This window comes from Chryseobacterium sp. SNU WT5, assembly GCF_007362475.1.
In the GTDB taxonomy this organism is placed as follows: Bacteria; Bacteroidota; Bacteroidia; order Flavobacteriales; family Weeksellaceae; genus Kaistella.
This window is the reverse complement of record NZ_CP041687.1, coordinates 1,591,667-1,614,804: the sequence shown is the minus strand read 5'-3', so window position 1 is coordinate 1,614,804 and position 23,138 is coordinate 1,591,667. Positions and strand designations below refer to the sequence as shown.

At 35.8% G+C, this 23,138-nt stretch carries 21 protein-coding genes; 10 read left to right on the top strand and 11 right to left on the bottom strand.

Annotated features, from left to right (window positions below):
- Nucleotides 1–8 precede the first annotated feature (8 nt).
- Genes FNJ88_RS07735 through FNJ88_RS07715 form a run of 5 tightly spaced genes read right to left on the bottom strand, consistent with a single transcriptional unit; the run spans nucleotide 9 to nucleotide 7,120 of the window.
- Complete coding sequence (locus tag FNJ88_RS07735) at nucleotides 9–722, bottom strand: c-type cytochrome (protein ID WP_143852631.1); 714 nt, start codon at nucleotides 720–722, stop codon at nucleotides 9–11.
- Nucleotides 715–1,236, bottom strand: coding sequence for a DUF3341 domain-containing protein (locus tag FNJ88_RS07730; RefSeq protein ID WP_143852630.1), 522 nt, complete (start codon nucleotides 1,234–1,236; stop codon nucleotides 715–717). Before FNJ88_RS07730 ends, FNJ88_RS07735 begins: the two co-directional genes overlap by 8 nt.
- Nucleotides 1,223–2,623: an NrfD/PsrC family molybdoenzyme membrane anchor subunit gene (gene nrfD, locus FNJ88_RS07725; protein ID WP_143852629.1), complete on the bottom strand. Its 1,401-nt coding sequence runs from the start codon at nucleotides 2,621–2,623 to the stop codon at nucleotides 1,223–1,225. The genes FNJ88_RS07730 and nrfD overlap by 14 nt, the downstream gene beginning before the upstream one ends.
- An 18-nt stretch (nucleotides 2,624–2,641) precedes the next feature.
- Entirely contained in the window at nucleotides 2,642–5,734 is a 3,093-nt protein-coding gene (locus FNJ88_RS07720; RefSeq protein WP_143852628.1) for a TAT-variant-translocated molybdopterin oxidoreductase, read from the bottom strand.
- A gap of 21 nt (nucleotides 5,735–5,755) precedes the next feature.
- A complete protein-coding gene (locus FNJ88_RS07715) occupies nucleotides 5,756–7,120 on the bottom strand; it encodes a c-type cytochrome (RefSeq protein WP_143852627.1) in 1,365 nt (454 codons plus the stop codon).
- A 186-nt stretch (nucleotides 7,121–7,306) separates the two neighbouring features.
- Here FNJ88_RS07715 and FNJ88_RS07710 point away from each other — a divergent pair, with 186 nt between their 5' ends.
- The gene (locus FNJ88_RS07710; RefSeq protein WP_143852626.1) at nucleotides 7,307–7,846 is read left to right on the top strand and encodes an SPOR domain-containing protein; all 540 of its coding nucleotides are present in this window, start codon (nucleotides 7,307–7,309) and stop codon (nucleotides 7,844–7,846) included.
- 71 nt (nucleotides 7,847–7,917) lie between these two features.
- On the opposite strand, the gene FNJ88_RS07705 is transcribed toward FNJ88_RS07710, so the two are convergent.
- A complete protein-coding gene (locus FNJ88_RS07705; RefSeq protein ID WP_143852625.1) occupies nucleotides 7,918–8,607 on the bottom strand; it encodes a response regulator transcription factor in 690 nt (229 codons plus the stop codon).
- Between the two features lie 79 nt (nucleotides 8,608–8,686).
- The gene (locus tag FNJ88_RS07700; protein ID WP_143852624.1) at nucleotides 8,687–10,237 is read right to left on the bottom strand and encodes a sensor histidine kinase; all 1,551 of its coding nucleotides are present in this window, start codon (nucleotides 10,235–10,237) and stop codon (nucleotides 8,687–8,689) included.
- 187 nt (nucleotides 10,238–10,424) lie between these two features.
- Here FNJ88_RS07700 and FNJ88_RS07695 point away from each other — a divergent pair, with 187 nt between their 5' ends.
- Nucleotides 10,425–10,919, top strand: coding sequence for an SRPBCC domain-containing protein (locus FNJ88_RS07695; RefSeq protein WP_143852623.1), 495 nt, complete (start codon nucleotides 10,425–10,427; stop codon nucleotides 10,917–10,919).
- A 20-nt stretch (nucleotides 10,920–10,939) separates the two neighbouring features.
- On the opposite strand, the gene FNJ88_RS07690 is transcribed toward FNJ88_RS07695, so the two are convergent.
- From FNJ88_RS07690 to FNJ88_RS07680, 3 genes are all read right to left on the bottom strand, one after another.
- A complete protein-coding gene (locus tag FNJ88_RS07690; RefSeq protein WP_143852622.1) occupies nucleotides 10,940–11,293 on the bottom strand; it encodes a hypothetical protein in 354 nt (117 codons plus the stop codon).
- Nucleotides 11,293–13,335, bottom strand: coding sequence for a S9 family peptidase (locus tag FNJ88_RS07685; RefSeq protein ID WP_143852621.1), 2,043 nt, complete (start codon nucleotides 13,333–13,335; stop codon nucleotides 11,293–11,295). Before FNJ88_RS07685 ends, FNJ88_RS07690 begins: the two co-directional genes overlap by 1 nt.
- Before the next feature lie 117 nt (nucleotides 13,336–13,452).
- Nucleotides 13,453–14,193: a uroporphyrinogen-III synthase gene (locus tag FNJ88_RS07680; protein ID WP_143852620.1), complete on the bottom strand. Its 741-nt coding sequence runs from the start codon at nucleotides 14,191–14,193 to the stop codon at nucleotides 13,453–13,455.
- A gap of 786 nt (nucleotides 14,194–14,979) precedes the next feature.
- Here FNJ88_RS07680 and FNJ88_RS07670 point away from each other — a divergent pair.
- The 4 genes from FNJ88_RS07670 to FNJ88_RS07655 are packed head-to-tail and all read left to right on the top strand — an operon-like array spanning nucleotide 14,980 to nucleotide 18,309.
- A complete protein-coding gene (locus tag FNJ88_RS07670; RefSeq protein WP_143852618.1) occupies nucleotides 14,980–15,696 on the top strand; it encodes a polyprenol monophosphomannose synthase in 717 nt (238 codons plus the stop codon).
- Nucleotides 15,693–16,061, top strand: a complete 369-nt coding sequence (locus tag FNJ88_RS07665) for a DUF4296 domain-containing protein (protein ID WP_143852617.1) — start codon at nucleotides 15,693–15,695, stop codon at nucleotides 16,059–16,061. The genes FNJ88_RS07670 and FNJ88_RS07665 overlap by 4 nt, the downstream gene beginning before the upstream one ends.
- A gap of 4 nt (nucleotides 16,062–16,065) precedes the next feature.
- The gene (gene tgt / locus FNJ88_RS07660) at nucleotides 16,066–17,199 is read left to right on the top strand and encodes a tRNA guanosine(34) transglycosylase Tgt (RefSeq protein ID WP_143852616.1); all 1,134 of its coding nucleotides are present in this window, start codon (nucleotides 16,066–16,068) and stop codon (nucleotides 17,197–17,199) included.
- A 15-nt stretch (nucleotides 17,200–17,214) separates the two neighbouring features.
- A complete protein-coding gene (locus FNJ88_RS07655; protein WP_143852615.1) occupies nucleotides 17,215–18,309 on the top strand; it encodes an LptF/LptG family permease in 1,095 nt (364 codons plus the stop codon).
- Here FNJ88_RS07655 and FNJ88_RS07650 read toward each other — a convergent pair.
- Nucleotides 18,303–19,019 (bottom strand): biotin--[acetyl-CoA-carboxylase] ligase, encoded by a 717-nt coding sequence (locus tag FNJ88_RS07650; protein WP_143852614.1) that lies wholly within the window; start codon nucleotides 19,017–19,019, stop codon nucleotides 18,303–18,305. The two genes, FNJ88_RS07655 and FNJ88_RS07650, sit on opposite strands and share 7 nt — an antisense overlap.
- A gap of 87 nt (nucleotides 19,020–19,106) precedes the next feature.
- Between FNJ88_RS07650 and rsfS the strand changes: the two genes are divergently transcribed.
- The 4 genes from rsfS to FNJ88_RS07630 all read left to right on the top strand — a co-directional run bounded on the left by rsfS (nucleotide 19,107) and on the right by FNJ88_RS07630 (nucleotide 23,136).
- Nucleotides 19,107–19,466: a ribosome silencing factor gene (gene rsfS, locus FNJ88_RS07645; RefSeq protein WP_143852613.1), complete on the top strand. Its 360-nt coding sequence runs from the start codon at nucleotides 19,107–19,109 to the stop codon at nucleotides 19,464–19,466.
- A gap of 48 nt (nucleotides 19,467–19,514) precedes the next feature.
- Nucleotides 19,515–21,512: an ATP-dependent zinc metalloprotease FtsH gene (ftsH, locus tag FNJ88_RS07640; protein ID WP_143852612.1), complete on the top strand. Its 1,998-nt coding sequence runs from the start codon at nucleotides 19,515–19,517 to the stop codon at nucleotides 21,510–21,512.
- Nucleotides 21,513–21,622: 110 nt separating this feature from the next.
- Nucleotides 21,623–22,204: an LUD domain-containing protein gene (locus tag FNJ88_RS07635; RefSeq protein WP_143852611.1), complete on the top strand. Its 582-nt coding sequence runs from the start codon at nucleotides 21,623–21,625 to the stop codon at nucleotides 22,202–22,204.
- Between the two features lie 56 nt (nucleotides 22,205–22,260).
- Nucleotides 22,261–23,136, top strand: a complete 876-nt coding sequence (locus FNJ88_RS07630) for a phosphatidate cytidylyltransferase (protein WP_143852610.1) — start codon at nucleotides 22,261–22,263, stop codon at nucleotides 23,134–23,136.
- Nucleotides 23,137–23,138: the final 2 nt, after the last annotated feature.

The window sequence follows — 23,138 nt, the reverse complement described above, 5'->3', positions numbered from 1 at the left end:
ACTCTTTTTTATTTTTTAGGACTCGTACTCGATTGTGTTGCGTCTGTTGCGGGCTGAGCGCTTGTAGCCACCGCAACTGCAGGTGCAGCACTAGTGCCACCTTTAAATGCATTCATGACATATAAAGCCACTCTCCAACGATCGCCAGGTTTTAATTGTCCTGCATATGACCCCATTGAATTTCTACCGTGAGTCAATACATAATGTACCGAACCTATTGTAACTTCTCGATCTGCATATTTTGGGACTCCAGAATAGGCACCGCTTTCTACGATTGGGCCCTGTCCATCACCACCTACTCCATGGCAAGCTGCACAAGTTTGATCATATAAAAGCTTTCCTCTCTTTAGATCTTTTTCCTGATTAGCTGGATTTAGTGGAGAACTAGTAAGCAATTTCGATGCATCATATCCTTCATTGTATTCCAAAGGAACCATTGCTTTGTTTGCAGCTTCATCTGCAATACCTTCAGGATTTTGGGCTACTGTTCCATTAACTGGAGCTAAACCTGTTGCACCATTTTGTTTTACAAATGCAGGAATCTCATTGTCATGTTTAGAATAAGCATCTTCAGCTTTCATCAATGGGTCATAAGCAACCGGAAAATACATGTCCGGGAAATAAACCAAGGGTGGATTTTCATTACTGCAAGAAGTAAAACTAAATGCAATAACTCCTAAGATCGCTGTTATTTTAAATATATTCTTTGTCATTTTAAGCATCTTTTACAGTTATTTCTTCAACTCCGGTATCAATCAGAATTTGCTTTACTGCATCAACATTATCTGTAACAACTTCCATCATAAATTTATCATCAGTAGTTCTCGGATCAGGATTCTGAGGAGGACAACCAGGATACATTTTATTTCTTATCAAGAAAGTAATTGACATCATGTGTGCTGCACAAAATACCATTAACTCAAACATTGGAACTACGAATGCCGGCATATTCTCTCCCCAACTGAATGAGGGTTTACCACCAATATTCATGGGCCAATCATGGTTCATTGTGTACCATGTAACTAAAGAACCAATCGTTAATCCGTAAACTGCATAAATAAAAGCGGCATCGGAAATTCTTGTTTTTCTTAAACCTAAAGCTTTATCTAGACCATGAACCGGAAAAGGAGTATAGACTTCGGCAATAGCGATTCCTTTATCATTGAAAGCTTTCACTCCCTCTAATAAATCATCGTCGTCGGCATACATACCGTATATTATTTTAGTGGTGCTCATCTTCTTCTTCTTTTGCTTTATAAGTTTCACCTGACATTTTCAAAATAGTCTTCAGTTCCGCTTGTGCGATAACTGGGAATGTTCTTGCGTACAATAAGAATAGTACTCCAAAGAACCCAATCGTTCCCAAAAATACTCCTACGTCAATGATCGAAGGTTTGAACATCGTCCAAGAACTTGGTAAATAATCTCTTGAAATATTAATAACGATAATATCAAATCTTTCAAACCACATCCCGATATTAATAATCAAGGCAATGATAAAAGTGGCCATAATGTTTGTTCTTACTTTCTTGAACCAGAATAATGCAGGAACAATTAAGTTACACGTTATCAGGGCCCAGAAAGCCCACCAGTAAGGACCTGTTGCTGCACCAGGAGACAAGTACGTAAAGTCCTCAAATCTAGAGCCAGAATACCATGCGATGAAATATTCAGTAGCATATGCTACAGTTACCATACCACCTGTTACGATGATTACAATGTTCATAATTTCGATATGATACATCGTAATGTAATCTTCTAAGTGAGCTACTTTTCTCGCAACCAGTAATAGTGTTTGTACCATTGCAAATCCAGAGAAGATTGCTCCCGCAACGAAGTACGGTGGATAAATAGTTGAATGCCATCCTTTAATTACCGATGTAGCAAAGTCAAAAGATACCGTGGTATGTACTGAGAATACAAGTGGTGTTGCTAAACCAGCTAGTACAAGAGATAACTCTTCAAATCGTTGCCAGTGCTTTGCTTTTCCACCCCAACCAAATGAAAGGAAGGTATAGATTCTTTTTGTCCAAGGAGTTTTTGCACGGTCTCTGATCATCGCAAAATCCGGTATCAATCCCATGAACCAGAATACACTGGACACAGAGAAGTAAGTAGAAATTGCAAATACATCCCAAAGAAGAGGCGAGTTAAAGTTGGTCCATAAAGAACCAAATTGATTTGGTAAAGGGAATACCCAATATCCAACCCATACTCTACCCATGTGAATTACTGGGAAAATCGCTGCCTGAACTACTGCGAAAATAGTCATCGCTTCAGCAGAACGGTTAACGGACATTCTCCATCTTTGTCTAAATAATAATAGTACCGCAGAGATAAGAGTACCCGCATGACCGATACCTACCCACCAAACAAAGTTGGTAATATCCCATCCCCAGTTGTTGGTTCTGTTTAGACCCCAAGCACCAATACCGGTACCAATGGTGTATGCGATACAGCCGAATCCATAAATGAATAGCGTTAGCGCAATCCAAAAAGAAACCCACCATAGTTTTCCTGCTCTTTCTTCTATAGGTCTTGCTATATCTTCCGTGATATCGTGATAAGTCTTGTGACCAATAATTAAAGGTTCCCTTATCGGAGCTTCGTAGTGTCCTGACATTTTTTACCTATTTATTATTTAAACATTATTTTCTTTTCTATTTCTCACTTTGGTGTGGTAGAAAACGTTTGGTTTAGTACCAATTTCTTCCAGCAAAGTATATCGTCTGTTAGTGCTAAATAGAGCTCTAACTTCCGAATCCTTGTCGTTCATGTCCCCAAAAGTAAAGGCTCCGGTAGGACAGGCGTTTGAACAAGCGGTAGCAAATTCCCCATCTTTAATAACTCTGCCTTCTTTCTTAGCTTCCAAGATGGTATTCTGAGTCATTTGAATACACATTGAACATTTTTCCATTACCCCTCTTGTTCTTACAACAACATCAGGATTCAGAACCATTCTTCCTAAATCATTATTTTGATTATAGTCGAATTTATCATTAAGATTGTAAGTAAACCAGTTGAAACGACGTACTTTATAAGGACAGTTATTTGCACAATATCTTGTACCAATACATCTGTTATAAGCCATTTGGTTTTGACCTTGCTTACCATGAGAAGTTGCTGCCACAGGACAAACAGTTTCACAAGGGGCGTGGTTACAGTGCTGACACATTACCGGTTGGAAGATCACATCTGGATTATTCGCAGGATGATTTAATATTCCACTTTCTTTGTCTAAGAAATGACCATACATTCCCGGAACATTAAGATCTGCTGCTACAGCTTCTTCCTGAGAAAGCTTCCCATCTTTATTCAAATCGAAATCAGCAGGGATGTCTGTCGTGTAGTAGCGGTCAATTCTTAACCAGAACATATCTCTTGACATTCTTACTTCATCCTTACCAACAACAGGAATATTATTTTCTGCCTGACAAGCTATGACACATGCGCCACATCCTGTACAGCTATTTAAGTCAACTGATAAATTAAAGTGAGGTCCATCAACATCATCAAATGCATTCCAAAGATCAATTTTACCTGCTGGCAAAGCACCTCCGATGGTATGATATTCCAAAGGTTTATTCCATCCTAATTTTTCATCATCAAACTTTACGTTTAAGAAAGTATCCAACGATACCTCTCTAGCGATTTCATAACGACCCATTAGTGTATTTTGAAGTTGCATTCCTGCAAATTCATGCTCATCGCCCGTTTTCTCAATTTTAACATTTGATAGAACCAAGTTGGAACCATCAAATAAAGGATATGCATTTACACCAGTTTCAGCAACTTTTCCAGAATCTTTTTTACCATAACCTAAAGCAAGTCCCACCGCTCCATCAGCTTGACCTGGCTGGACATAAACTGGAACATCTTTTATGGCAACCCCATTAACAGTAACGTTTACCACAGAACCATCTAACTGCATTCTTCCGTTAAGATCGTTATCTATTCCTAATCGAGCAGCATCTTTTGGAGAGATAGTTAAGTAATTATCCCAAGTCATTCGGGTAATTGGATCCGGTAATTCTTGCAACCAAGGATTGTTTGCCTGAGTTCCGTCTCCTATCGCTGTTTTCGTATATAAGACCAATTCTAAATCTGATGCCTTGAAACCGGTCAACTCAGAAACTGCTTGAGCAGCGTTTCCACCAGCATAAGAAAGCGTCATCGTGTTTCCACCTTCAATAATCCCGTTATAAAGTGCCTTATTAAAAGTAGTACTACCAATTAATGTAGAAGCATTTGCTTTTAAATAATCGTAATAGTTATTCGCTGGACTATCTTTACCATTCATCCAAACCAATAGAGACTCTTCAATCTGTCTTGATTTAAAGATTTTCTGAATAGTTGGTTGCATTAAAGTATAAATTCCAGATTGTGGTTGAAAATCCCCCCAGCTCTCTAACCAGTTGGCCACAGGAATAACAGCTTTTGCTGCTTTATACATTTCATTTTTCTTATCAGCAATCGCAACTACACAAGGTACTCTTCCTAAAGCTTTTCTGAAATCTTCGCCTTTATTATTTGAATAGATCGGGTTAACATTATTTGCGATTAATACGCCAATCTCACCTGAATCTAACCATCTTAAAAATTCTTTGTATCTCGCACCATCAAATTCCTTAAGCATATTTGCTTTTCCAGTAAATGCGATTGAACCTAATTTTTGATTAATTAGGTGTGCTAATACGTGTGCCGCTTTTGAACCATCAGCAAAAACAACTGCTTTGTTTCCTTTTGCCTGTAATTCTTTAACAATTTCACCAGCTTCCTTGCTTACGCTTCCACCATTAAGACCGTTATAAACTTCTACTAAAACTTTATTTACAGCGCTTGGCTTCAATCTAACTCTGGTATCCGCATTTGCACCAGTCAATGTCATATTGGACTCTACTTGAATATGCCTCAACATGTTGGGGCCTGGCTTTCTTGCGGCTGCGTAAGAAGTTTCTAAGCCACCTCCATTAAAATCTCCTAGGAAATCGGCCTGGAACGAAACGACTAACTGCGTATTTGATAGATCATAAACCGGTAAAAATCTTTGCCCAAATACCTCTTGTGCTGCATCTAAATCTGCATTGTAAGAAAGTGCATCGTAGATTACCAATTCTGCAGTTGGATATTTTACTTTAAAATCTGCAAATAGTTTTTTGAAAGTAGGTGAAGGAAAAGAGTGAGATAAAACCACAATTTTCTTTCCTGCATTATCAGCTAAACCTTTTAAAACGAAATCATCAACTTTATCAAAAGTTTCATCTTTTCCGTTAAGTTTCGGTTGTTTTACTTTGTCATTATCGTATAGAGATAATACTGAAGCTTGAGTTCTTGCACTTGTTTTTCCTAAGTTCTTACCTAAAGGATTTGCTTCAATTTTGATTGGACGTCCTTCTCTGGTTTTTACTAAAACACTAGCAAAATCGAACCCATCAAAATAAGTTGAAGCGTAGTAATTTGGAACTCCTGGAATAATCTCATGAGGTTTTACCACATAAGGAATTGTTTTGATCACTGGAGCTTCACAAGCTGCCAAAGTAACCGCTGCAGTAGAGAATCCTAAAAGCTTAAGAAAATCTCTTCTTGAAGGTCCTGATTCAGTTGATTTTGCACCTCCTCCCAGTAATTCATCTACAGGAATCTCAGTCTGAAATTCTTTTTGAGCCAACTTACCGTTTAAGCTCGGATCTTTCAGTTCTTGAATACTTCTGAATTGTATTTTATTTGAAGCCATTGATACTTCTAATTTTTGTTATTAATAATGACATTTACCACACTCAAGACCTCCAATTGCATCTACAGTGATTTTCGCACCTGAACCATACTGTTTTTTCAGTTTTTCGTGTAGATTTTTGAAGTACTCTTTATTATAACCATTGTTCATATCTACTTCCGTAGTTCTGTGACACTCGATACACCAACCCATCGTAAAATCATTGGCCATATGCACTACATTCATTGTATCAACCTGTCCGTGACAAGCTTTACAAACCACATCAATTTTAGCATCAGGATTCTTTTGATTAAATCCATTGATGATCGCAGTTTCACCTGCAACTACGTGTTGAGCGTGATTAAAGTAAACGAAATCTGGCATATTGTGAATTCTGGTCCACTCCACTGGCTGCGTCTTTCCTGTATATTGTTGCGAAGCCGGATCCCAACCTGTTGCTTCATATATTTTCTTAATCTCACCATCGTAGAACGCTTTATCTTTTCCTGCTTCCATATATTTCCCATTGTATTCGGAGATATTACGGTGACAGTTCATACAAACATTCATAGAAGGAATTTCAGAAACTTTACCATATCGCGCTGATGAGTGACAAAGCTGACAATCAATTTTATTCTCTCCTGCGTGAATTTTATGTGAAAAATAAATAGGTTGTTCAGGTTTGTAGCCTTTGTAAACGCCTATCCACATTAAACTATTCCATAATCCGTACGCAGCGAAAATTCCCAAAAGAACCAATGCTCCCTTACCAACAGCGTGGTATTTTTTGTAAATATCTGCAAAAGAATTAGCTCGAGTTGCATTAAGACCAACTAACTCATCTGTCTGCTGCAGTTTAACCAACTGTCTCAACTTCAATAACAACCAAAGTAGAAGACCTCCAATCGCAAAAAGTGAAATCAAAATAATTTTTGAATCCATCGACTGTTTCTTTTGAGCCTCTAAAGAAGTTAGAGAGTTTGCTTCAGGTCCCGCTGCAGTAGCATCTGCTGCTGGTTCTGGTGCTGGTGGGTTTGTGGTATACTCTAAAATGTCGTTGATATCCTGATCCGTAAGATTAGGAAACGTAAGCATTTCAGTTTTATTGAATTTTTCAAAAACTTCGTTAGCGTATTTATCGCCTGAAGCTCGCAAGGATTTGTTATCCTTAATCCACTTATGAAGCCAATCCGTATCTAAACTTTGCTCCTTTTTAAGTCTGTCTACAACGCCTCCTAATGCAGGACCGACAAGCTGCTTGTCTAATGCGTGACATGCGGAACAATCAGCTTTGAAAAGCTTTTCACCGTTTTTAGCATCGCCCTGAGCGTAAATAGAAGCACTGGTCGACAGCAATAGACCTATTGCGATGAGACCTCTTTTGTAATGCTTTCTCCAACTAATCATTTATAAAATCTTGGGTTAGTAAATTGTATTGAGTTTACTTTCAATCTGGCAAAAATAAGACTTTTAAGAGAAAATTAACAACCGTTGCATTAGCCATTCTGTCAAATTGCTTAATTTGTAATGTTTCTAAATAACAAATGTTGGTATAATTTTTATTTGTTTTAAATTTGCCTAAAATTAAATTTAATGAAATACTTTTTTAAAATAATCGCCCTATTTTCAATGTTGTTTGCTAATACCTATGAAGCACAGCAAGTTGTAACAAATGACACGATATCAGGAACACCTCTCACCATGATGATGGATAAAAAGGTGAGTGAATTACTTTCTGGAGTAGAAGATAAATGCAGCACTACGACAACAGCAAATAGCGGAAATTATAATAACGATGATGCTCCAAGAACCTCAACTCCGAAGATCAATGTGCCGGACCGAGAACTTACCAATGCAGAAATTTGCAGAAGAAACCCACGAATTATGGGTTTCAAAATTCAACTTGCTGTAGTAAAGAGCAACAAAGAAGCTGATGAAGTTGGGCTATATTTCAGAAGAAGATTCCCATATATTAAAGTTGAAAAAGATGTTTCCTTAAGACCAAATTACAAAGTTATGGCAGGCAGCTACTTTACTAAACAGAGTGCAGCAGCTGATTTAAGTAAAATAAAACAGTATTTTAAAGATGCAATCAGTGTTCAATATCGGGTTTTTTGTGTTGAGGCGAAATAACCCCTATAGAATATAAACATAGAAGCCGCTTGTGACGTCACAAGCGGCTTCTATGATTATATAATTGAAAATTATGGATTCTTAACCAACAAACGGAATCCTTCTCCGTGCACATTAATGATTTCTAATCCATCATCTTCTTTTAAGAGTTTTCTTAGTTTTGCGATATAGACATCCATACTTCTAGCGGTGAAGTAATTTTCTTTTTTCCAAATTTTCCTTAACGCTAAGTCTCTTGGCATAAAGTCATTTCTATGCTGGCACAGTAATTTTAATAACTCATTTTCCTTCGGTGAAAGTTTATACTCACTTTCCCCAACTCTCAATTGTCTCAACATAGAATCGAAGAAAATATTACTTATTTTAAACTGTTCCTGCTCATCATTCTCCATGGTAGCACTTCGCTGCAGAATAGCTTTAATTTTATATAATAAAAGCTCAGTATCGAAAGGTTTCGTCACATAATCATCTGCACCTAACTGATATCCTTTTAAAATATCCTCCCGCATATTTCTGGCGGTAAGGAAAATAATAGGAGTGTTTTTATCAATTCTTTTTACATCTTCTGCTAAACTGAATCCGTCCTTTTTCGGCATCATCACGTCGAAAATACAAATATCAAATTCGTTCTCGGTAAATTCCTTCAATCCTTGTTCACCATCTGTCGCAAGTGTCACTTCAAAATTATTAATTGATAAATAATCTTTTAAAACTGCACCAAAACTTTGGTCATCTTCTACTAATAAGATTCTGTTGTTCATAATTTTTGTATTTAAATTTACAAGGTTCTTGCCTCAATGATTTTTTTATTACTAAAGACTTTCTTAAAATCTTTTTCTTTTAGACATTCATTGGAAGTTTAATCGTAAACGTGCTTCCTTTATCTTTTTGAGAGTCTACTATAACTATCCCTTTATGTAATTCTATTATTTTTTTTACGTAAGACAATCCAAGTCCCTGCCCTTTCACATTGTGAATATTTCCTGTTTCTTCGCGGAAAAATTTTTCAAATATTTTCAACTTATTATCCGTTTCCATCCCCATTCCTTTATCTGAAATTTCAATCACATACCAATTATCTTCATTCCGAGTACTGACTTTAATCTCTGGAATTTCCGGTGAATATTTATTCGCGTTATCTAACAAATTAACTAGTGCGTTAGAAATATGAAACTCATCTATTTTAAAAATATATTTCTGCGTGTTAAATTCCTGGGTTAAGGTTCCGTTCCGTTGTGCTACAATCAAGCCAAAAGACTCTGTAATTCTTTTAATTAACTGTCGAACATCTGTTTCTTTTAAAAACAACTCCACTTCATTTCTTTCCAGTTTCGACATATTAAGAACATTTTCTACCTGCTTTTTCATCCGTAGATTTTCTTGCTTGATCAATGCAGAATAGTACTTGACTTTTTCTGGATTGGTCGCAATCTTATCATTGGCCAAAGAATCAGTAGCGACAGAAATAGTTGCTAAGGGAGTTTTAAATTCGTGCGACATATTGTTGATGAAATCTGTTTTCACATCGGCAATTTTTTTCTGTCGCATCATATAATTAATGGAAATAATATAAATTCCCAAAATCGTAAGTAAAGACATAATGGTCCCCAACAACATGGGTGCATTATTTTTAACTAAATAATAATCGTTTTTCGGGAAAACAAGCGCCAACGTATATAAAGTTCTGTCTTCATTATCTGTAAATAACGGATACGTAAATTTTGGTTTTTCTTTTTCATCAACGTAAATTTTATTCGAAATTTTTGTGATCTTATTTTTCTTATCCATCACCGCAAAACCGAACCTTGTATCTAAACCACTCAATTTCAACTCTTTATTCAAAACAGAATCCAGAGTTTTTATATCAACTCTTTTCTCAATCGGCAAATTAGAGGCACTTAATTTTGCAAATTCACGCAAAGTATAGGTATTATTACTAATATCCGTGCTCATCTGGTTAGTAAGAGGCTCTAAGGTGTTAGGCGATTTTTTAATTTTCAAAATACCTTCGTCCGTATATAGTTTAGTCAGTTTGAAGGTATCACCCTTTTTTGAAATAGGAATATTTTGATTTTCAACAATACTTTTCTGGAACGTCAGCGTTGTTCTTGTTCCCGAGTCAGAATTCTGCTGAATATAGGTTTGAGTAGGTTTATTACTGCTGTCAATGACGGTCTTCGCAAAATTTCTGTTTTCTTCGTTTAGATATTTGTTTACCTCTATTTGCGAAACTTTTAAGCTTGTATTTTCCATTGAAGAATAAACCTTATTACTAAAATCCTGATTCAATGCAGAGTAAAGTTCTTTAATCCAATACAATTGTAAGGCTACAAAGACGATCATAGAAATCGTCATCAATACAGAAATAAAGGGAATAAACTTGTTGTTCATTTGATAATTTTAAAATGATGTGTTAAAATTACTCATTTTAAGAATATTATAACAAAATAAAGGCCAATTTATTATCTTAAATTTCTTAAAAGTCTTTTTTTTAACAAAGTAAATGGAATTCGCTAGTTTCTAGCTACATTTATTAACGTTCTTCATAAATATTATTAAATTTGTTGAAAATCAAGAAATGAATTCTAAAATAGTTTTTAATAAAGATGTCAATTCCGCCACAATTTATCTGATGAAAGTTTTTTCTATAGACGTTTCAGCATTGTGGGATCATTTTACGACCGCGGATTTACTCGATCAGTGGTGGATTCCTAAGCCTTCAAAATGCCAAACAATAGCAATGAATTTTGAGCAGGAAGGAAGTTGGAATTACGCAATCATTGCAGGTAATGACCAAAAACAATTCGCAGGGGTAAAATACCATGAAATTAATTTCCATAGAAGTTTCGACTGGAGTCATTTCGTCACTGATGAAGCGGGAAACATCGATAGAAGTTTACCTTCTGCCAATTGGTTAATTGGTTTCACTGGTGTTGAAGAGGGAAGCAAACTCACGATCAACATCCATTTTCCTAATGGCCGTGAAATGGACAAGGTATTGCAAATGGATTTTGAGAAACAAATTCAATCTTCCTTAAACCAACTCGAAGATTTATTAGACAAGAAAGACTGATTTATAAATCAGTCTTTCTTTTATTTAAAAAGCTCTTCATCCATAAAGTACTGAATGATCGCCTTCTTCATTAATATCTGTTGCTCATTTGGCTTTAACTCTGGCAACTGATCCACCTCTTCAAAGTGTGGGTAGCCATCATCATCATAATGGGAAAACTTATAGTATCCAAAAGGCTCCAGTAATCGGCAAACTGCAATATGTAAAATATTGAGTTTGTCATCTTTGGTATATTTCTGTTGCCCACTACCTAGTTCCTGCACTCCAATTAAAAACAAGATCGTATCAATTTGTGGATGCTTTTCAGTATCGAAATTAGTTACGAAAAAGGCTTCAACTTCTTCCCATAGCTGGCTATCTGATTTAGTTTCCATTAAATTTTATTTTCTAATTTCATTAAAAAGGCATATTCCAAAGCATCTTCTTTTAAAGATTCAAATCTTCCGCTTGCGCCCCCGTGACCAGAACTCATATCTGTTTTGAAAATCAACAGATTATTATCTGTTTTCAATTCACGCAGTTTGGCAGTCCATTTTGCAGGCTCCCAATATTGGACTTGAGAATCGTGCAAACCAGTAGTAATCAGCATGTGCGGATAATCTTTAGCTTCAATATTATCGTATGGTGAATAAGATTTTATATAATGGTAGTACACTTCATCTTTAGGATTACCCCATTCATCAAACTCGCCCGTAGTTAAAGGAATTGTCTCATCTAACATCGTAGTTACTACATCAACAAACGGGACCTGTGCTACAATTCCATTAAAAAGCTCAGGTTCTTCATTTATGATAACTCCCATTAAAAGTCCACCAGCACTACCGCCCATTGCATATAAATGATTTCTTGATGTGAAGTTTTCAGCTATTAAATACTTGGCAGCATCAATAAAATCAAAAAATGTATTTCTCTTATTCAGCATTTTACCATCTTCATACCACTCTCGCCCCATGTATTCTCCGCCTCGAATATGTGCAATTGCATAGATAAATCCACGATTTAAAAGTGAAAGACGAACATTTGAAAAGCTTGCATCAACAGTATGTCCATAGCTTCCGTATCCGTAAAGCAACAAAGGTGTTTCTGCTGATTTAGGCGTGTCTTTATGATAAACCAGTGAAATTGGAACTTGTTTTCCATCGCGAGCGGTTGCCCAGACCCTTTCAGAAATATAATTTAATGAAGAAAAATCTTCTCCTAAAACTTCTTGCTCCTTCAAAAGGGTAGTCGTTCTTTCTCTCATGTCATATTCGAAAGTCGAACTTGGTTGAGTTAAAGAAGTGTAGCCGAAACGTAATTTCTCGGTATCAAATTCTAAATTTAAACCAATATATGCGGTGTAGGTTGGATCGGAAAAGGGCAAGAAATGAGAAGTATTGTTTTGGGTGTCAATGATCTTAATTTGCAAAAGTCCTTCCGAACGCTCTTCCAGTACGAGAAAATTATTAAATATTTCAAAACCTTCCATAAGGACTTCGTCTCTGTGTGGAATAACATCTTTCCAGTTTTCAATTCCCGGAGTAGCTACTTTGGTTTTTACAATTTTAAAGTTAAAAGAATCATCGGCGTTAGTGATAATATAGAACTCATCTTTATAGTGTTCAACAGAATATTCTACATCATCGATTCTAGGCTGAATGATTTTCCAGTCTGCAAGCACATTGTCGGCCGGAATAAATCGCTGTTCGTCTGAAATTGTACTGGAACTTGAAATAAATATATATTCGAGTGACTTAGTTTTGAACACATTCACATCGAAAGAATCATCATTTTCATGAAAAACCATGACATCTTGAGAAGAATCGGTGCCTAGTTGGTGCAGGTAAACCTGAAATGCACGCAAGCTTTCGTCCTTTCTGATATAAAAAACATGTTCATTATCATTCGCCCAAACTACTTTTCCGGTTGTATTCGGTATTTGATCTTGAAGCAACTCACCTGTTACGAGGTTTTTAAAATTGAGTTGATAAATTCTTCTCCCCATATTATCAGAAGAATAACTTACCAAACTATTATTTGGTGAAACCGCTACACTTCCGACCTCAAAGAACTTTTGTCCTTCCGCTAAAACATTTACATCGAGTAAAAGCTCTTCTGTAGCCTCTAAATTTAGAAATTTCCTCGTAAATAAGGGATGTTCTTTACCTTCTTCAAATTTTACGATATACCAATATTCATTGAAGAAATAAGGTAAAGATTCATCATCCTTTTTATAACGAGCTTTCATCTCATCAAAAAGTAATTGTTGAAATTCTTCAGTATCCTTCATCAGAAATTCCGCGTATGCATTTTCTGCATTCAAGTAATTTAAAACCTCTGGATCTTCTCTTTCTTTTAACCAGAAATACGGATCATTTCTTTGGTCTCCATGTATTTCTATAACCTTATTTATTTTTTTTGCTTGAGGTGCAATCATTTTTTAAACTTAATTGTTTTATTAAAATCTCTACTTCTTAGAATACTATAACAAATAAAACCGACTTTATCTTTTGAAAAAGTCGGTTTTTATAGAATGTTTTTCAAAAAGTTGAAATTATTTTTCTGAATTTCTAATAAATTTCTCAATAGCCATCGTCATAGACGGCGATTCTTTAGTTGGCGCCATTACATCTACTCTCCAACCCGCATCTTTCGCTGCTTGTTCTGTAGTCGCACCAAATACCGCAATTTTCACCTTATCCTGTTTAAAATCTGTGAAGTTTTCACTTAATGATTTAATTCCCTGGCGACTAAAAAAGACCAACATATCATATTCGCCGATCTTAATATCGGACAAATCACTGCTAACGGTCCTGTACATGGTTGCATTAATCCAATCAATTCCAGAAGAATCAAGCGTTTTTTTAATATCAGGACTTAAATCATCTGAAGCTGGCAACAGATATTTTTCGTTAGGAAATTTCTTGAACAAAGGAATTAAATCAGAAAAAGTTTTCTCTCCGAAGGAAATTTTTCTCTTTCTGTATACAATATGTTTTTGCAAATAGTTTGCAATCGCTTCGGACTGACAGATATAACGCATGGAATCGGGCACTGCAAAACGCATTTCCTCCGCTAAACGAAAGTAATGATCAATGGCATTTTTACTCGTAAAGATAATTCCTGTATATTGTGATAGGTCAATTTTTTGCGTACGCAGTTCTTTAGCATCTACTCCTTCAACATGAATAAATGGTCTGAAATCAATTTTGATTTTCTCTTTCTTAGCCATCTCTAAATATGGAGAAGACTCGCTGGGTAACGGTTGTGAAACCAATATGGATTTAATTCTCATTTTATAATTTATCAAAAATATAACACTCGCCACAATAGCAATATAGGCGCTATTTGAAGGGTGCAAAGATACAAAATTTTATAATACCATTTCTCTGGTAAAATTTTAATGGGTGTCATCAAATACACGAATATTTTAAACACTAGAATAAATAAAACCCCTGTTGGAAAGTATTGAAATAAGCTTACTGGATTTACCACAAAATAGTATTGATAAATACACAATGGAAAGAGTAAAAATGACAATACAAAATAAAACTTAGAAGCTACGAACCTTAACATAGACCATCTTCTAAGACCCCCTGTGCCAGCAAATAACAGATAAGACAACACACTTTTTAAAGCGTAAAAAGCACCTAAACTGAGCAAACTGAACCCAAATTTATTAAGTTCGTAACCAAAAAAATGAATGTTTGCAATCTTACGCGGGACTACGGGAATAGATGGAGAAATCAAGGTTGCAAATAATAAGCAAAGAACAGCGCTGATAATAATCCAACTTAGAAAATTATTCGATGAATCCGCAAATTTTTGCGATAGAAAAACCTTCACCGAGGAATCCCGCTGCAAATATAAAAGCATGAAAATGTACAATAAAATACAGCCGATGATGATAAACACTACCCAATCATTTTGCTGAACGATTCGAACCAATAGTATAATTTTTGCAAAAGTAATCATATTACTTGAATTGCGATTTAATTTCGGGAGAACTACGGTCGGATGTTATCAAATAGCACAATAAATTAACGACGGAAAAGTTTATCTTTGCACCTTAAATTATTCGATGAAAAAACTTGTCATCATTCCAACTTATAATGAAAAGGAAAATATTGAAAATATTATTTCTACGGTTTTCGCATTGAATGAAGGTTTTCAGGTTTTGATTGTTGATGATTCCTCGCCGGACGGAACTGCACAAATTGTACAGAAACTACAGTTATTATATCCTGATCAGCTTCATCTCACCATAAGAAAAATTAAAGATGGGCTTGGCAAAGCGTATCTGCATGGTTTCAAATGGGCGTTGGAAAATAAATTCGATTATATTTTCGAAATGGACGCTGATTTTTCACACAATCCCCAAGATCTAAACAAGTTATTTGAAGCCTGCCAAAAGGCAGATATGAGTGTCGGATCAAGATACTCCAAAGGAGTAAACGTTGTAAACTGGCCAATGGGAAGGGTTCTTCTTTCCTACTTCGCTTCAAAATATGTACGAATGATATTAGGAATCCCTATTCACGACACTACCGCTGGATTTGTGTGTTTCTCCCGTAAAGTACTGGAAGAGATTGATTTAGATAAAATCAAATTAAAAGGATATGGTTTTCAAATCGAAATGAAATTTCGCGCTTATAAAAAAGGATTTAAAATTGTAGAAGTTCCGATCATTTTCACCAATAGAGAACTGGGAGAAAGCAAAATGAATGGTGGCATTATCCACGAAGCAGTCTTTGGGGTTTTAAATTTAAAGTGGAAATCTCTTATTGGTAAATTATGAAGAAATCGCTATTGGTCTTATTATCATTTATCTTTTTAGCTTGTACGCAACTCATCGATAAGCCAAAAAACTTAATTGAAAAAAAAACGATGTCAGCTGTTATCGCAGAATTTGCTCTTAATGAACAAATAGCTACTATAGGAGCAGACATTAATTTGGATAACGCGACCCGCTACACGCTCAAACAACACAAAATAAAAGGTAACGACTTTGTCGAAAGCTATAAATACTATACTGCTACCGGCGAAATTGAAGGAATATTAGAAAATGCAGAAGATATTATATTGAATAAAGATCCTGCTGCCAAACCTTACCTAGAGAAAAAAATTAAAGAAAACAAAAATGCAGCCGCATTAGCTAAATAAAATTATGTCGCAATTCTTTCAAATTAACAATACTACTACCGGGAAAGCAAGAGCTGGAACAATTACTACTGATCATGGGATCATTCAAACCCCTATTTTTATGCCTGTTGGGACAGTGGCTTCGGTGAAAACTGTTCATCAAAGAGAGTTAAAAGACGATATTAAGGCACAAATTATTCTTGGAAACACCTACCACCTTAATCTACGTCCGAAAATGGACATTATGCAAGCTGCTGGCGGACTTCATAAATTTATGAATTGGGATTTACCCATTCTTACTGATTCAGGCGGTTATCAAGTATTTTCATTGTCGAAATCAAGAAAATTAAATGAAGCTGGAGTAAAATTCAAATCTCATATTGACGGAAGCACTCAGTTTATATCACCTGAAACATCAATGGAAATCCAAAGAAAAATAGGAGCTGATATTTTCATGGCTTTTGATGAATGTGTTGCATATCCCGCGGAATACAATCAGGTGAAAAAATCAATGGAACTCACCCATCGTTGGTTAAAAAGATGTATCGAGTGGAATAAAAATAACCCCGAGATATATGGACACAAACAAGCATTTTTCCCTATTGTTCAAGGTTCTACTTATTCGGATTTACGAAAAAGATCTGCGGAATTTATTTCAGAACAAAATGCGGTAGGAAATGCAATTGGTGGACTTTCTGTGGGAGAACCAGAAGATGAAATGTATCGTATTACGGATGTAGTAACCGATATTTTACCCAAAGACAAACCAAGATATCTGATGGGAGTTGGAACTCCGTGGAATATTTTGGAAACGATTGGTTTAGGAATTGACATGATGGATTGCGTAATGCCTACTCGAAATGCACGAAACGCCATGTTATTTACCTGGAAAGGGGTGATGAACATGAAAAATAAAAAATGGGAAAGTGACTTCTCAGCATTGGACGAATTCGGCACCAGTTATGTAGACTCTGAATACTCAAAAGCTTATGTACGTCATTTATTTGTTGCCAAAGAATATTTGGGGAAACAAATTGCATCTATTCATAACTTAGCCTTCTATCTGGATTTAGTAAGAGTAGCACGCCAACATATTGTAGCTGGAGATTTTTATGAATGGAAGGATTCGGTAGTACCACAATTAAGACAACGCCTTTAACAACAGACGATAATAATGAAGATTATTGACCAATATATTATTAAAAAATTCCTCGGGACCTTCGGGTTTATGCTGGGGTTATTGACGATAATTGTTTTGGTTATTGATGTGCAGGCAAAAGCCCCTAGAATCGAGTCCAATGGATTTAAATTATCCACGTTTTTGATTGATTTTTATCCTTATTGGATCATCAATTTGATTATCACATTTATGTCTATTTTGGTTTTTATTTCTGTAATATTTTTTACTTCAAAAATTGCAAATAATACAGAAATTGTAGCCATAATAAGTTCCGGAGCCAGTTTTCACCGTTTTGCCCGCCCTTATTTAATAACATCGGGACTCATCGCAGTTGTCGCATTACTTGTTAACCATTTTGTGCTGCCATTAGCGAACATTAAAAAAAACGAATTAGAACCCTATACCTACAGTGCGAAAAATCGCGACGAATTTACCGGAAATGCCGAAGTCGCAACTCAGTTATCAAAAACTGAATATATTTTTATCAAAAGTTATAACAAAAAAGAAAAAAATGGAAATGGTTTTTTCTATCAGAAATATGATAACAACAGGAAAATAGTTTACCAATTAAATGCAGCAGATTTCCGGTGGGTACCAGAAAAAAAGCACTTTATAATGACCAACTATCTGGAAAAAACCTATCTAAAGAATGATACGGAGAAATTAACACAAGGAACTACAATGAAAAAAGCTTTTGGTTACCCACCAGAAGAATTGTTTCCAGACGTTTTACTTGGCCAGAATAAAACAACGCCTGATCTACTTAAGTTTATTAATAGAGAAAAAGAGAAGGGAAATGCTAATTTGAATACCTATCTCAATGAATTACATCAGCGAACCTCAATGCCGTTTTCTGTAGTTATTTTAACTTTTTTAGCACTCGCATTATCTTCTCAGAAAAAACGTGGTGGTTTGGGGATTAATCTCGCTATTGGTATCGCCCTCGCTTTCGTTTTTGTTTTTTCCTTTGAAGTTCTAAAAGTAGTTTCTGCTAATAAAACAATAACACCACTACTTGCCATGTGGATTCCCAATCTGCTCTTTGGACCGATCGCTTTATTCCTCTATTTCAAAAGAGCAAATCAATAAAGCAAGGTTATTTCTTTATGAAAAAACTTCTTCAGCCCTTTATTCTCTAATTCTATCCAAATAAATCCTTCTGCGTCAACTTCTTTAATAATGCCATTTTGTCGCACTTGATGTATTTCGAATACGGAAACTAAATCCTTTCTAAACAAATAAGAATTAATTTTTTCGATTACCTCTTTTTCAGTAACACTATGGAGTAAATGAGATTGTAAATAAAGATGTAATGTTTCAGCAATGCCATGAAGATCAAACCGATTACCAAGTTGAGTAAGAAGCGAGCCCGCCTGACGAAGATCACCAAAATCATTTTGAAGAACATTTAATCCTATCCCGACAATGAAGTAGGGACAGTCTTGAATTACTTTTTTTTCAATCAGAATTCCAGCAATTTTCTTATTCTTTAAAATAAGATCATTAGGCCATTTTATTTGGACCACTTCCTTTGTCAAAGTGGCTACAAAATCAGCCAATACCTCGGCGGTATGAAAATTGAACAAATGATTTGGTAATTTAATTTGATCCGTACAAATCGCTATAGAATATGCTAAGTTTAAATCTTTCTGCAATTCCCAATGATTTCCGTACTGGCCCTTACCTCCAGTTTGATTAAATGTATACGTAGCGACGAATGAATTTACTGCTTTAGAAATATGTTTTTCAATCTCATCTTGAGTTGAACTACATTCTGAAACATAGAATAAGTTGGTCATTTATGAAAACTTTAAGAGTACGAAGAGCACAATTAGGGACAAATTAAATAAAAAAACAATAAATTTGCAGACTATACAAAAATTTTAATGAACAAAACGACAGAAAAGCAACTACTTATTGATAAAATTGTAGAAGCAATACAAGATACCAAAGGTGAAGAAATCATGATTTTCGATTTATCAAAGATAGAAAATTCGGTGGCTCAAACATTCATCATCTGTACAGGAAATTCGAACACGCAAGTTTCAGCAATTTCAGGAAATATCGAGAAGAAAGTACGTAATGAACTTCAAGACCGTCCTTGGCATGTGGAAGGAACAGAAAACTCACTATGGGTACTGCTCGATTATGTGTCGGTAGTAGTACATGTATTCCAAAGAGAAACCCGAGCTTACTATGACATAGAGGAACTTTGGGGTGATGCAGAAATTACTAAAATAAATTAATATTGTAGTTGACGAAATCAATTTTCGTCACATTTTTTATAAAAAGATATGAATAAAAATAAAGGATTTAACTGGTTCTTTCCAATCGCAATTGTAGCCATTTTACTCTTTTTCTTTTCTAACATGAACGATGATTCTTCCTCTAATACTATAGATGAAGAGCGTTTTTATGCGCTAATGCAGGAAGGAAAAGTGGATAATGTGCTTATTTATAAGGATACCGAAAAAGCAGATGTGTTTCTTACACAAGCTGCCAAAACAGAATTAGCAAAAAAAGAAGCTTCGAAAGAAAGAAGCCCTTTTTCTGCTTTTGACTTTTCACCTAAACCCGACTACACCTTAAGCTTTGGTGACCTTCAGCTTTTCCTGGAAAAGTATGATAAAATCAAACAGGAAAACCCACAGTTGGCTATTAAAAAAGATTACGGACTGGGTAAAAATCCAATGACCGAATTATTATTTACAGCTATCTTCTGGATCGCAATCATGGCCTTATTCTATTTTGTGATTTTCCGCAAGATGATGGGCGGCGGTGGCGGCGGTGGCGGCGGTCAAATATTCTCGATCGGTAAATCCAAAGCAAAACTCTTTGATGAAAAAGACAAAGTACAAGTTTCATTTAAAGATGTTGCTGGCTTAGAAGGTGCAAAAGAAGAAGTACAGGAAGTTGTAGATTTCTTGAAGAACTCCGAAAAATACACCAAACTGGGTGGTAAAATTCCTAAAGGCGTTTTATTAGTCGGACCTCCGGGAACGGGTAAAACACTTTTAGCAAAAGCTGTTGCCGGCGAGGCGAAAGTTCCTTTCTTCTCACTTTCCGGATCTGATTTCGTTGAAATGTTTGTAGGAGTTGGAGCTTCCAGAGTACGTGACCTATTTGCTCAGGCAAAAGCAAAATCTCCTGCCATTATATTTATCGATGAGATTGATGCTATTGGTAGAGCCAGAGGAAAAGGAAATATGACGGGCGGAAATGATGAAAGAGAAAATACATTGAATCAATTGCTTACAGAGATGGACGGTTTTGGAACTGACACGAATGTAATCATTATGGCAGCAACCAACAGAGCCGACATATTAGATAAAGCATTAATGAGAGCTGGTCGATTTGACCGTTCCATTTATGTAGACTTGCCAGAATTGCATGAAAGAAGAGAAATTTTTGATGTGCATTTGCAAAAGATCAAAATGGAACCAAACATTGACCGGGAATTCCTTGCGAAGCAAACTCCCGGATTTAGTGGAGCAGATATAGCAAACCTTTGTAATGAAGCCGCATTAATTGCTGCTAGAAATTCACACGAAGCCGTTACAAAACAAGATTTCTTGGATGCTGTTGACAGAATTATTGGTGGGCTTGAAAAGAAAAATAAAGCTATTAAACCGTCTGAAAAAAGAAGAGTTGCTTATCATGAAGCTGGTCACGCCACCATTTCATGGTTGGTAGAACATGCAGCACCTCTATTAAAGGTTACTATCGTTCCTAGAGGAAGATCTTTAGGTGCAGCTTGGTATCTTCCAGAAGAAAGACAGTTAACCACGACAGAACAGATGTATGATGAACTGTGCGCTACTCTAGGTGGCCGGGCTGCAGAACAAACTATTTTTGGTAATATATCCACAGGTGCGTTATCCGATTTGGAAAGAGTAACTAAGCAAGCGCAGGCAATGGTAACTATTTATGGACTAAATGAAAAGGTTGGGAATATTTCCTACTATGATAGTTCGGGACAATCAGAATACAGTTTCGGAAAACCTTATTCTGAGCAAACTGCAAAAATGATTGATGAGGAAATTTCCATCATTATTGAAACGCAGTACAAACGTGCGCTACACATTTTAGAAGAAAACAAAGATAAGCTTGACGCACTGGCTGCTAAACTTTTAGAGAAAGAGGTCATCTTCCGAGAAGATTTAGAAGAAATATTTGGTGAGAGAGCGTGGGATCCTGAATTAACAGAGCATCCTGTATCACACACTCATAAAGGAGAAACACCAGAAACAGAAGAAGTTGTGGTGGCTCCAGAGTCAAATACCCAATTATAAAAAAAACCCTGATTATTCATTAAAGCAAATAATCAGGGTTTTTTGCATTAAATTGATAGTTTAACCAAATATTTTCTATTTTTGTATAACATACGCTTAAACGACGGAAATTGAGTCTATTTAAAAAACTTGTAGGAAAAATATTAAATCAACCTGATGAAGATGATTCGCAGGATTTTGTCAAACTTGGAGATCAACTAAAAAATGCTGATCTAGATTACAAGTTTGCGCAACTTTTTACTCATTCTGGAGGTTTTTTCAATTACTGTGCGGATGAAGCTGAAGCTTTGCAGACGCTGAACCACATCTTAAAAATCGAGCAAGTCAAGTCTGTATTTTGTTGGGACTCTGATCTGAAAAATTTTCTGGATGTCATCGATGTAAATTACACCAAAGACTTAGAACTTTTTAACGATTGTGCTTTTATCACTTGTGAATATTTAATTGCTTTTGACGGCAGGATCATGCTCTCACACAATAATATTCTTCATTATCACTCATCCAGATTACCAGAAAAAATTATTATCATGGCCAATGTCTCACAAATTGTGACCAACTTAAACGATGCCATGAGTAAAATTAAAAGAAATGGTAACATCCGTAACCTCACATCGATTAGCGGTAGCAATTCCAAACTAGACACCCCAAATAAGGATAATACTAAACTTTTCTTACTTTTGCTGGAAGATTAAATTCTTTCGATAATAACTGACGGTGTCTGAATTCTTAAAAAATAAATCATAAAATCTTGGATAAAAATTTAGTTCTACGGCTATTTGGAGGAGCTTTGTACGGATTCCTAGTGATCATTTGCACAACTCCGATTGGCGCGGAATGGATCAATACAATCTCTCCCAATTTAGTTAAACAACAGGACCTTTATTATGGACTCATCACTTTCTTCCTATTTGTAGGAGGTTGGGAATGTATCAAAATGATGAAGTTTGATCCCAAAAGCTGGGAGAAATGGTTAGTTTTCCCTATTATCGTACTAGTATTTTATCGTTTCTCGAAAAGATATTTTCAGCACGGTTTCTATTTCGACTTTAATTTATCTGAAATTTTAGCGCTTTTACTCATTCTAATCGCTATTGTGACTTTATTTCGCTTTTCTAAGGAGTTATATTTCGACAATGGAAAACTTATATTTACTGCGATATACACTGCTTTACCTTTTGGCTTCGCTCTAGGTTTGCCTAAATTTTCAACAGATGGACACACCTTTACATTAGAGGTTTTCTTCCTTTTCGTCTTGATATGGAGTAGTGACTCATTTGCCTATTTCACTGGCAAGTTTTTTGGCAAACACAAAATGGCTCCGAAAATTTCTCCAAAAAAAACCTGGGAAGGGTTTGGCGGCGGGGTTTTCTTCACCATTATACTTGGCTATTTTATAGAAATGTACTACCCTGAATTACGGGGTAATTTTATAATCGTCGGATTTTTAGTCTCCGTTTTTGCGCCTTTGGGTGATCTTGTGGAAAGCCAGCTGAAGCGAAGTTTCGGTGTAAAAGACTCAGGAAACATCATTCCCGGACACGGCGGAATTTTAGATCGGCTCGATAGTTTTATTATCTGCGTACCTGTCGTATATTTGTACTTTATTTTAGAAAAACTAGTTTAGAA

Bases quoted from the DNA above. Each gene is read 5' to 3' on its own strand.
- nrfD (WP_143852629.1), bottom strand. From the start codon at position 2,623: ATGTCAGGACACTACGAAGCTCCGATAAGGGAACCTTTAATTATTGGT.
- tgt (WP_143852616.1), top strand. From the start codon at position 16,066: ATGTCGCAATTCTTTCAAATTAACAATACTACTACCGGGAAAGCAAGA.
- FNJ88_RS07650 (WP_143852614.1), bottom strand. From the start codon at position 19,019: ATGACCAACTTATTCTATGTTTCAGAATGTAGTTCAACTCAAGATGAG.
- FNJ88_RS07665 (WP_143852617.1), top strand. From the start codon at position 15,693: ATGAAGAAATCGCTATTGGTCTTATTATCATTTATCTTTTTAGCTTGT.
- FNJ88_RS07735 (WP_143852631.1), bottom strand. From the start codon at position 722: ATGCTTAAAATGACAAAGAATATATTTAAAATAACAGCGATCTTAGGA.
- FNJ88_RS07720 (WP_143852628.1), bottom strand. From the start codon at position 5,734: ATGGCTTCAAATAAAATACAATTCAGAAGTATTCAAGAACTGAAAGAT.
- FNJ88_RS07680 (WP_143852620.1), bottom strand. From the start codon at position 14,193: ATGAGAATTAAATCCATATTGGTTTCACAACCGTTACCCAGCGAGTCT.
- FNJ88_RS07730 (WP_143852630.1), bottom strand. From the start codon at position 1,236: ATGAGCACCACTAAAATAATATACGGTATGTATGCCGACGACGATGAT.
- FNJ88_RS07715 (WP_143852627.1), bottom strand. From the start codon at position 7,120: ATGATTAGTTGGAGAAAGCATTACAAAAGAGGTCTCATCGCAATAGGT.
- FNJ88_RS07655 (WP_143852615.1), top strand. From the start codon at position 17,215: ATGAAGATTATTGACCAATATATTATTAAAAAATTCCTCGGGACCTTC.
- FNJ88_RS07700 (WP_143852624.1), bottom strand. From the start codon at position 10,237: ATGAACAACAAGTTTATTCCCTTTATTTCTGTATTGATGACGATTTCT.
- FNJ88_RS07695 (WP_143852623.1), top strand. From the start codon at position 10,425: ATGAATTCTAAAATAGTTTTTAATAAAGATGTCAATTCCGCCACAATT.
- ftsH (WP_143852612.1), top strand. From the start codon at position 19,515: ATGAATAAAAATAAAGGATTTAACTGGTTCTTTCCAATCGCAATTGTA.
- FNJ88_RS07685 (WP_143852621.1), bottom strand. From the start codon at position 13,335: ATGATTGCACCTCAAGCAAAAAAAATAAATAAGGTTATAGAAATACAT.
- FNJ88_RS07690 (WP_143852622.1), bottom strand. From the start codon at position 11,293: ATGGAAACTAAATCAGATAGCCAGCTATGGGAAGAAGTTGAAGCCTTT.
- rsfS (WP_143852613.1), top strand. From the start codon at position 19,107: ATGAACAAAACGACAGAAAAGCAACTACTTATTGATAAAATTGTAGAA.
- FNJ88_RS07710 (WP_143852626.1), top strand. From the start codon at position 7,307: ATGAAATACTTTTTTAAAATAATCGCCCTATTTTCAATGTTGTTTGCT.
- FNJ88_RS07705 (WP_143852625.1), bottom strand. From the start codon at position 8,607: ATGAACAACAGAATCTTATTAGTAGAAGATGACCAAAGTTTTGGTGCA.
- FNJ88_RS07670 (WP_143852618.1), top strand. From the start codon at position 14,980: ATGAAAAAACTTGTCATCATTCCAACTTATAATGAAAAGGAAAATATT.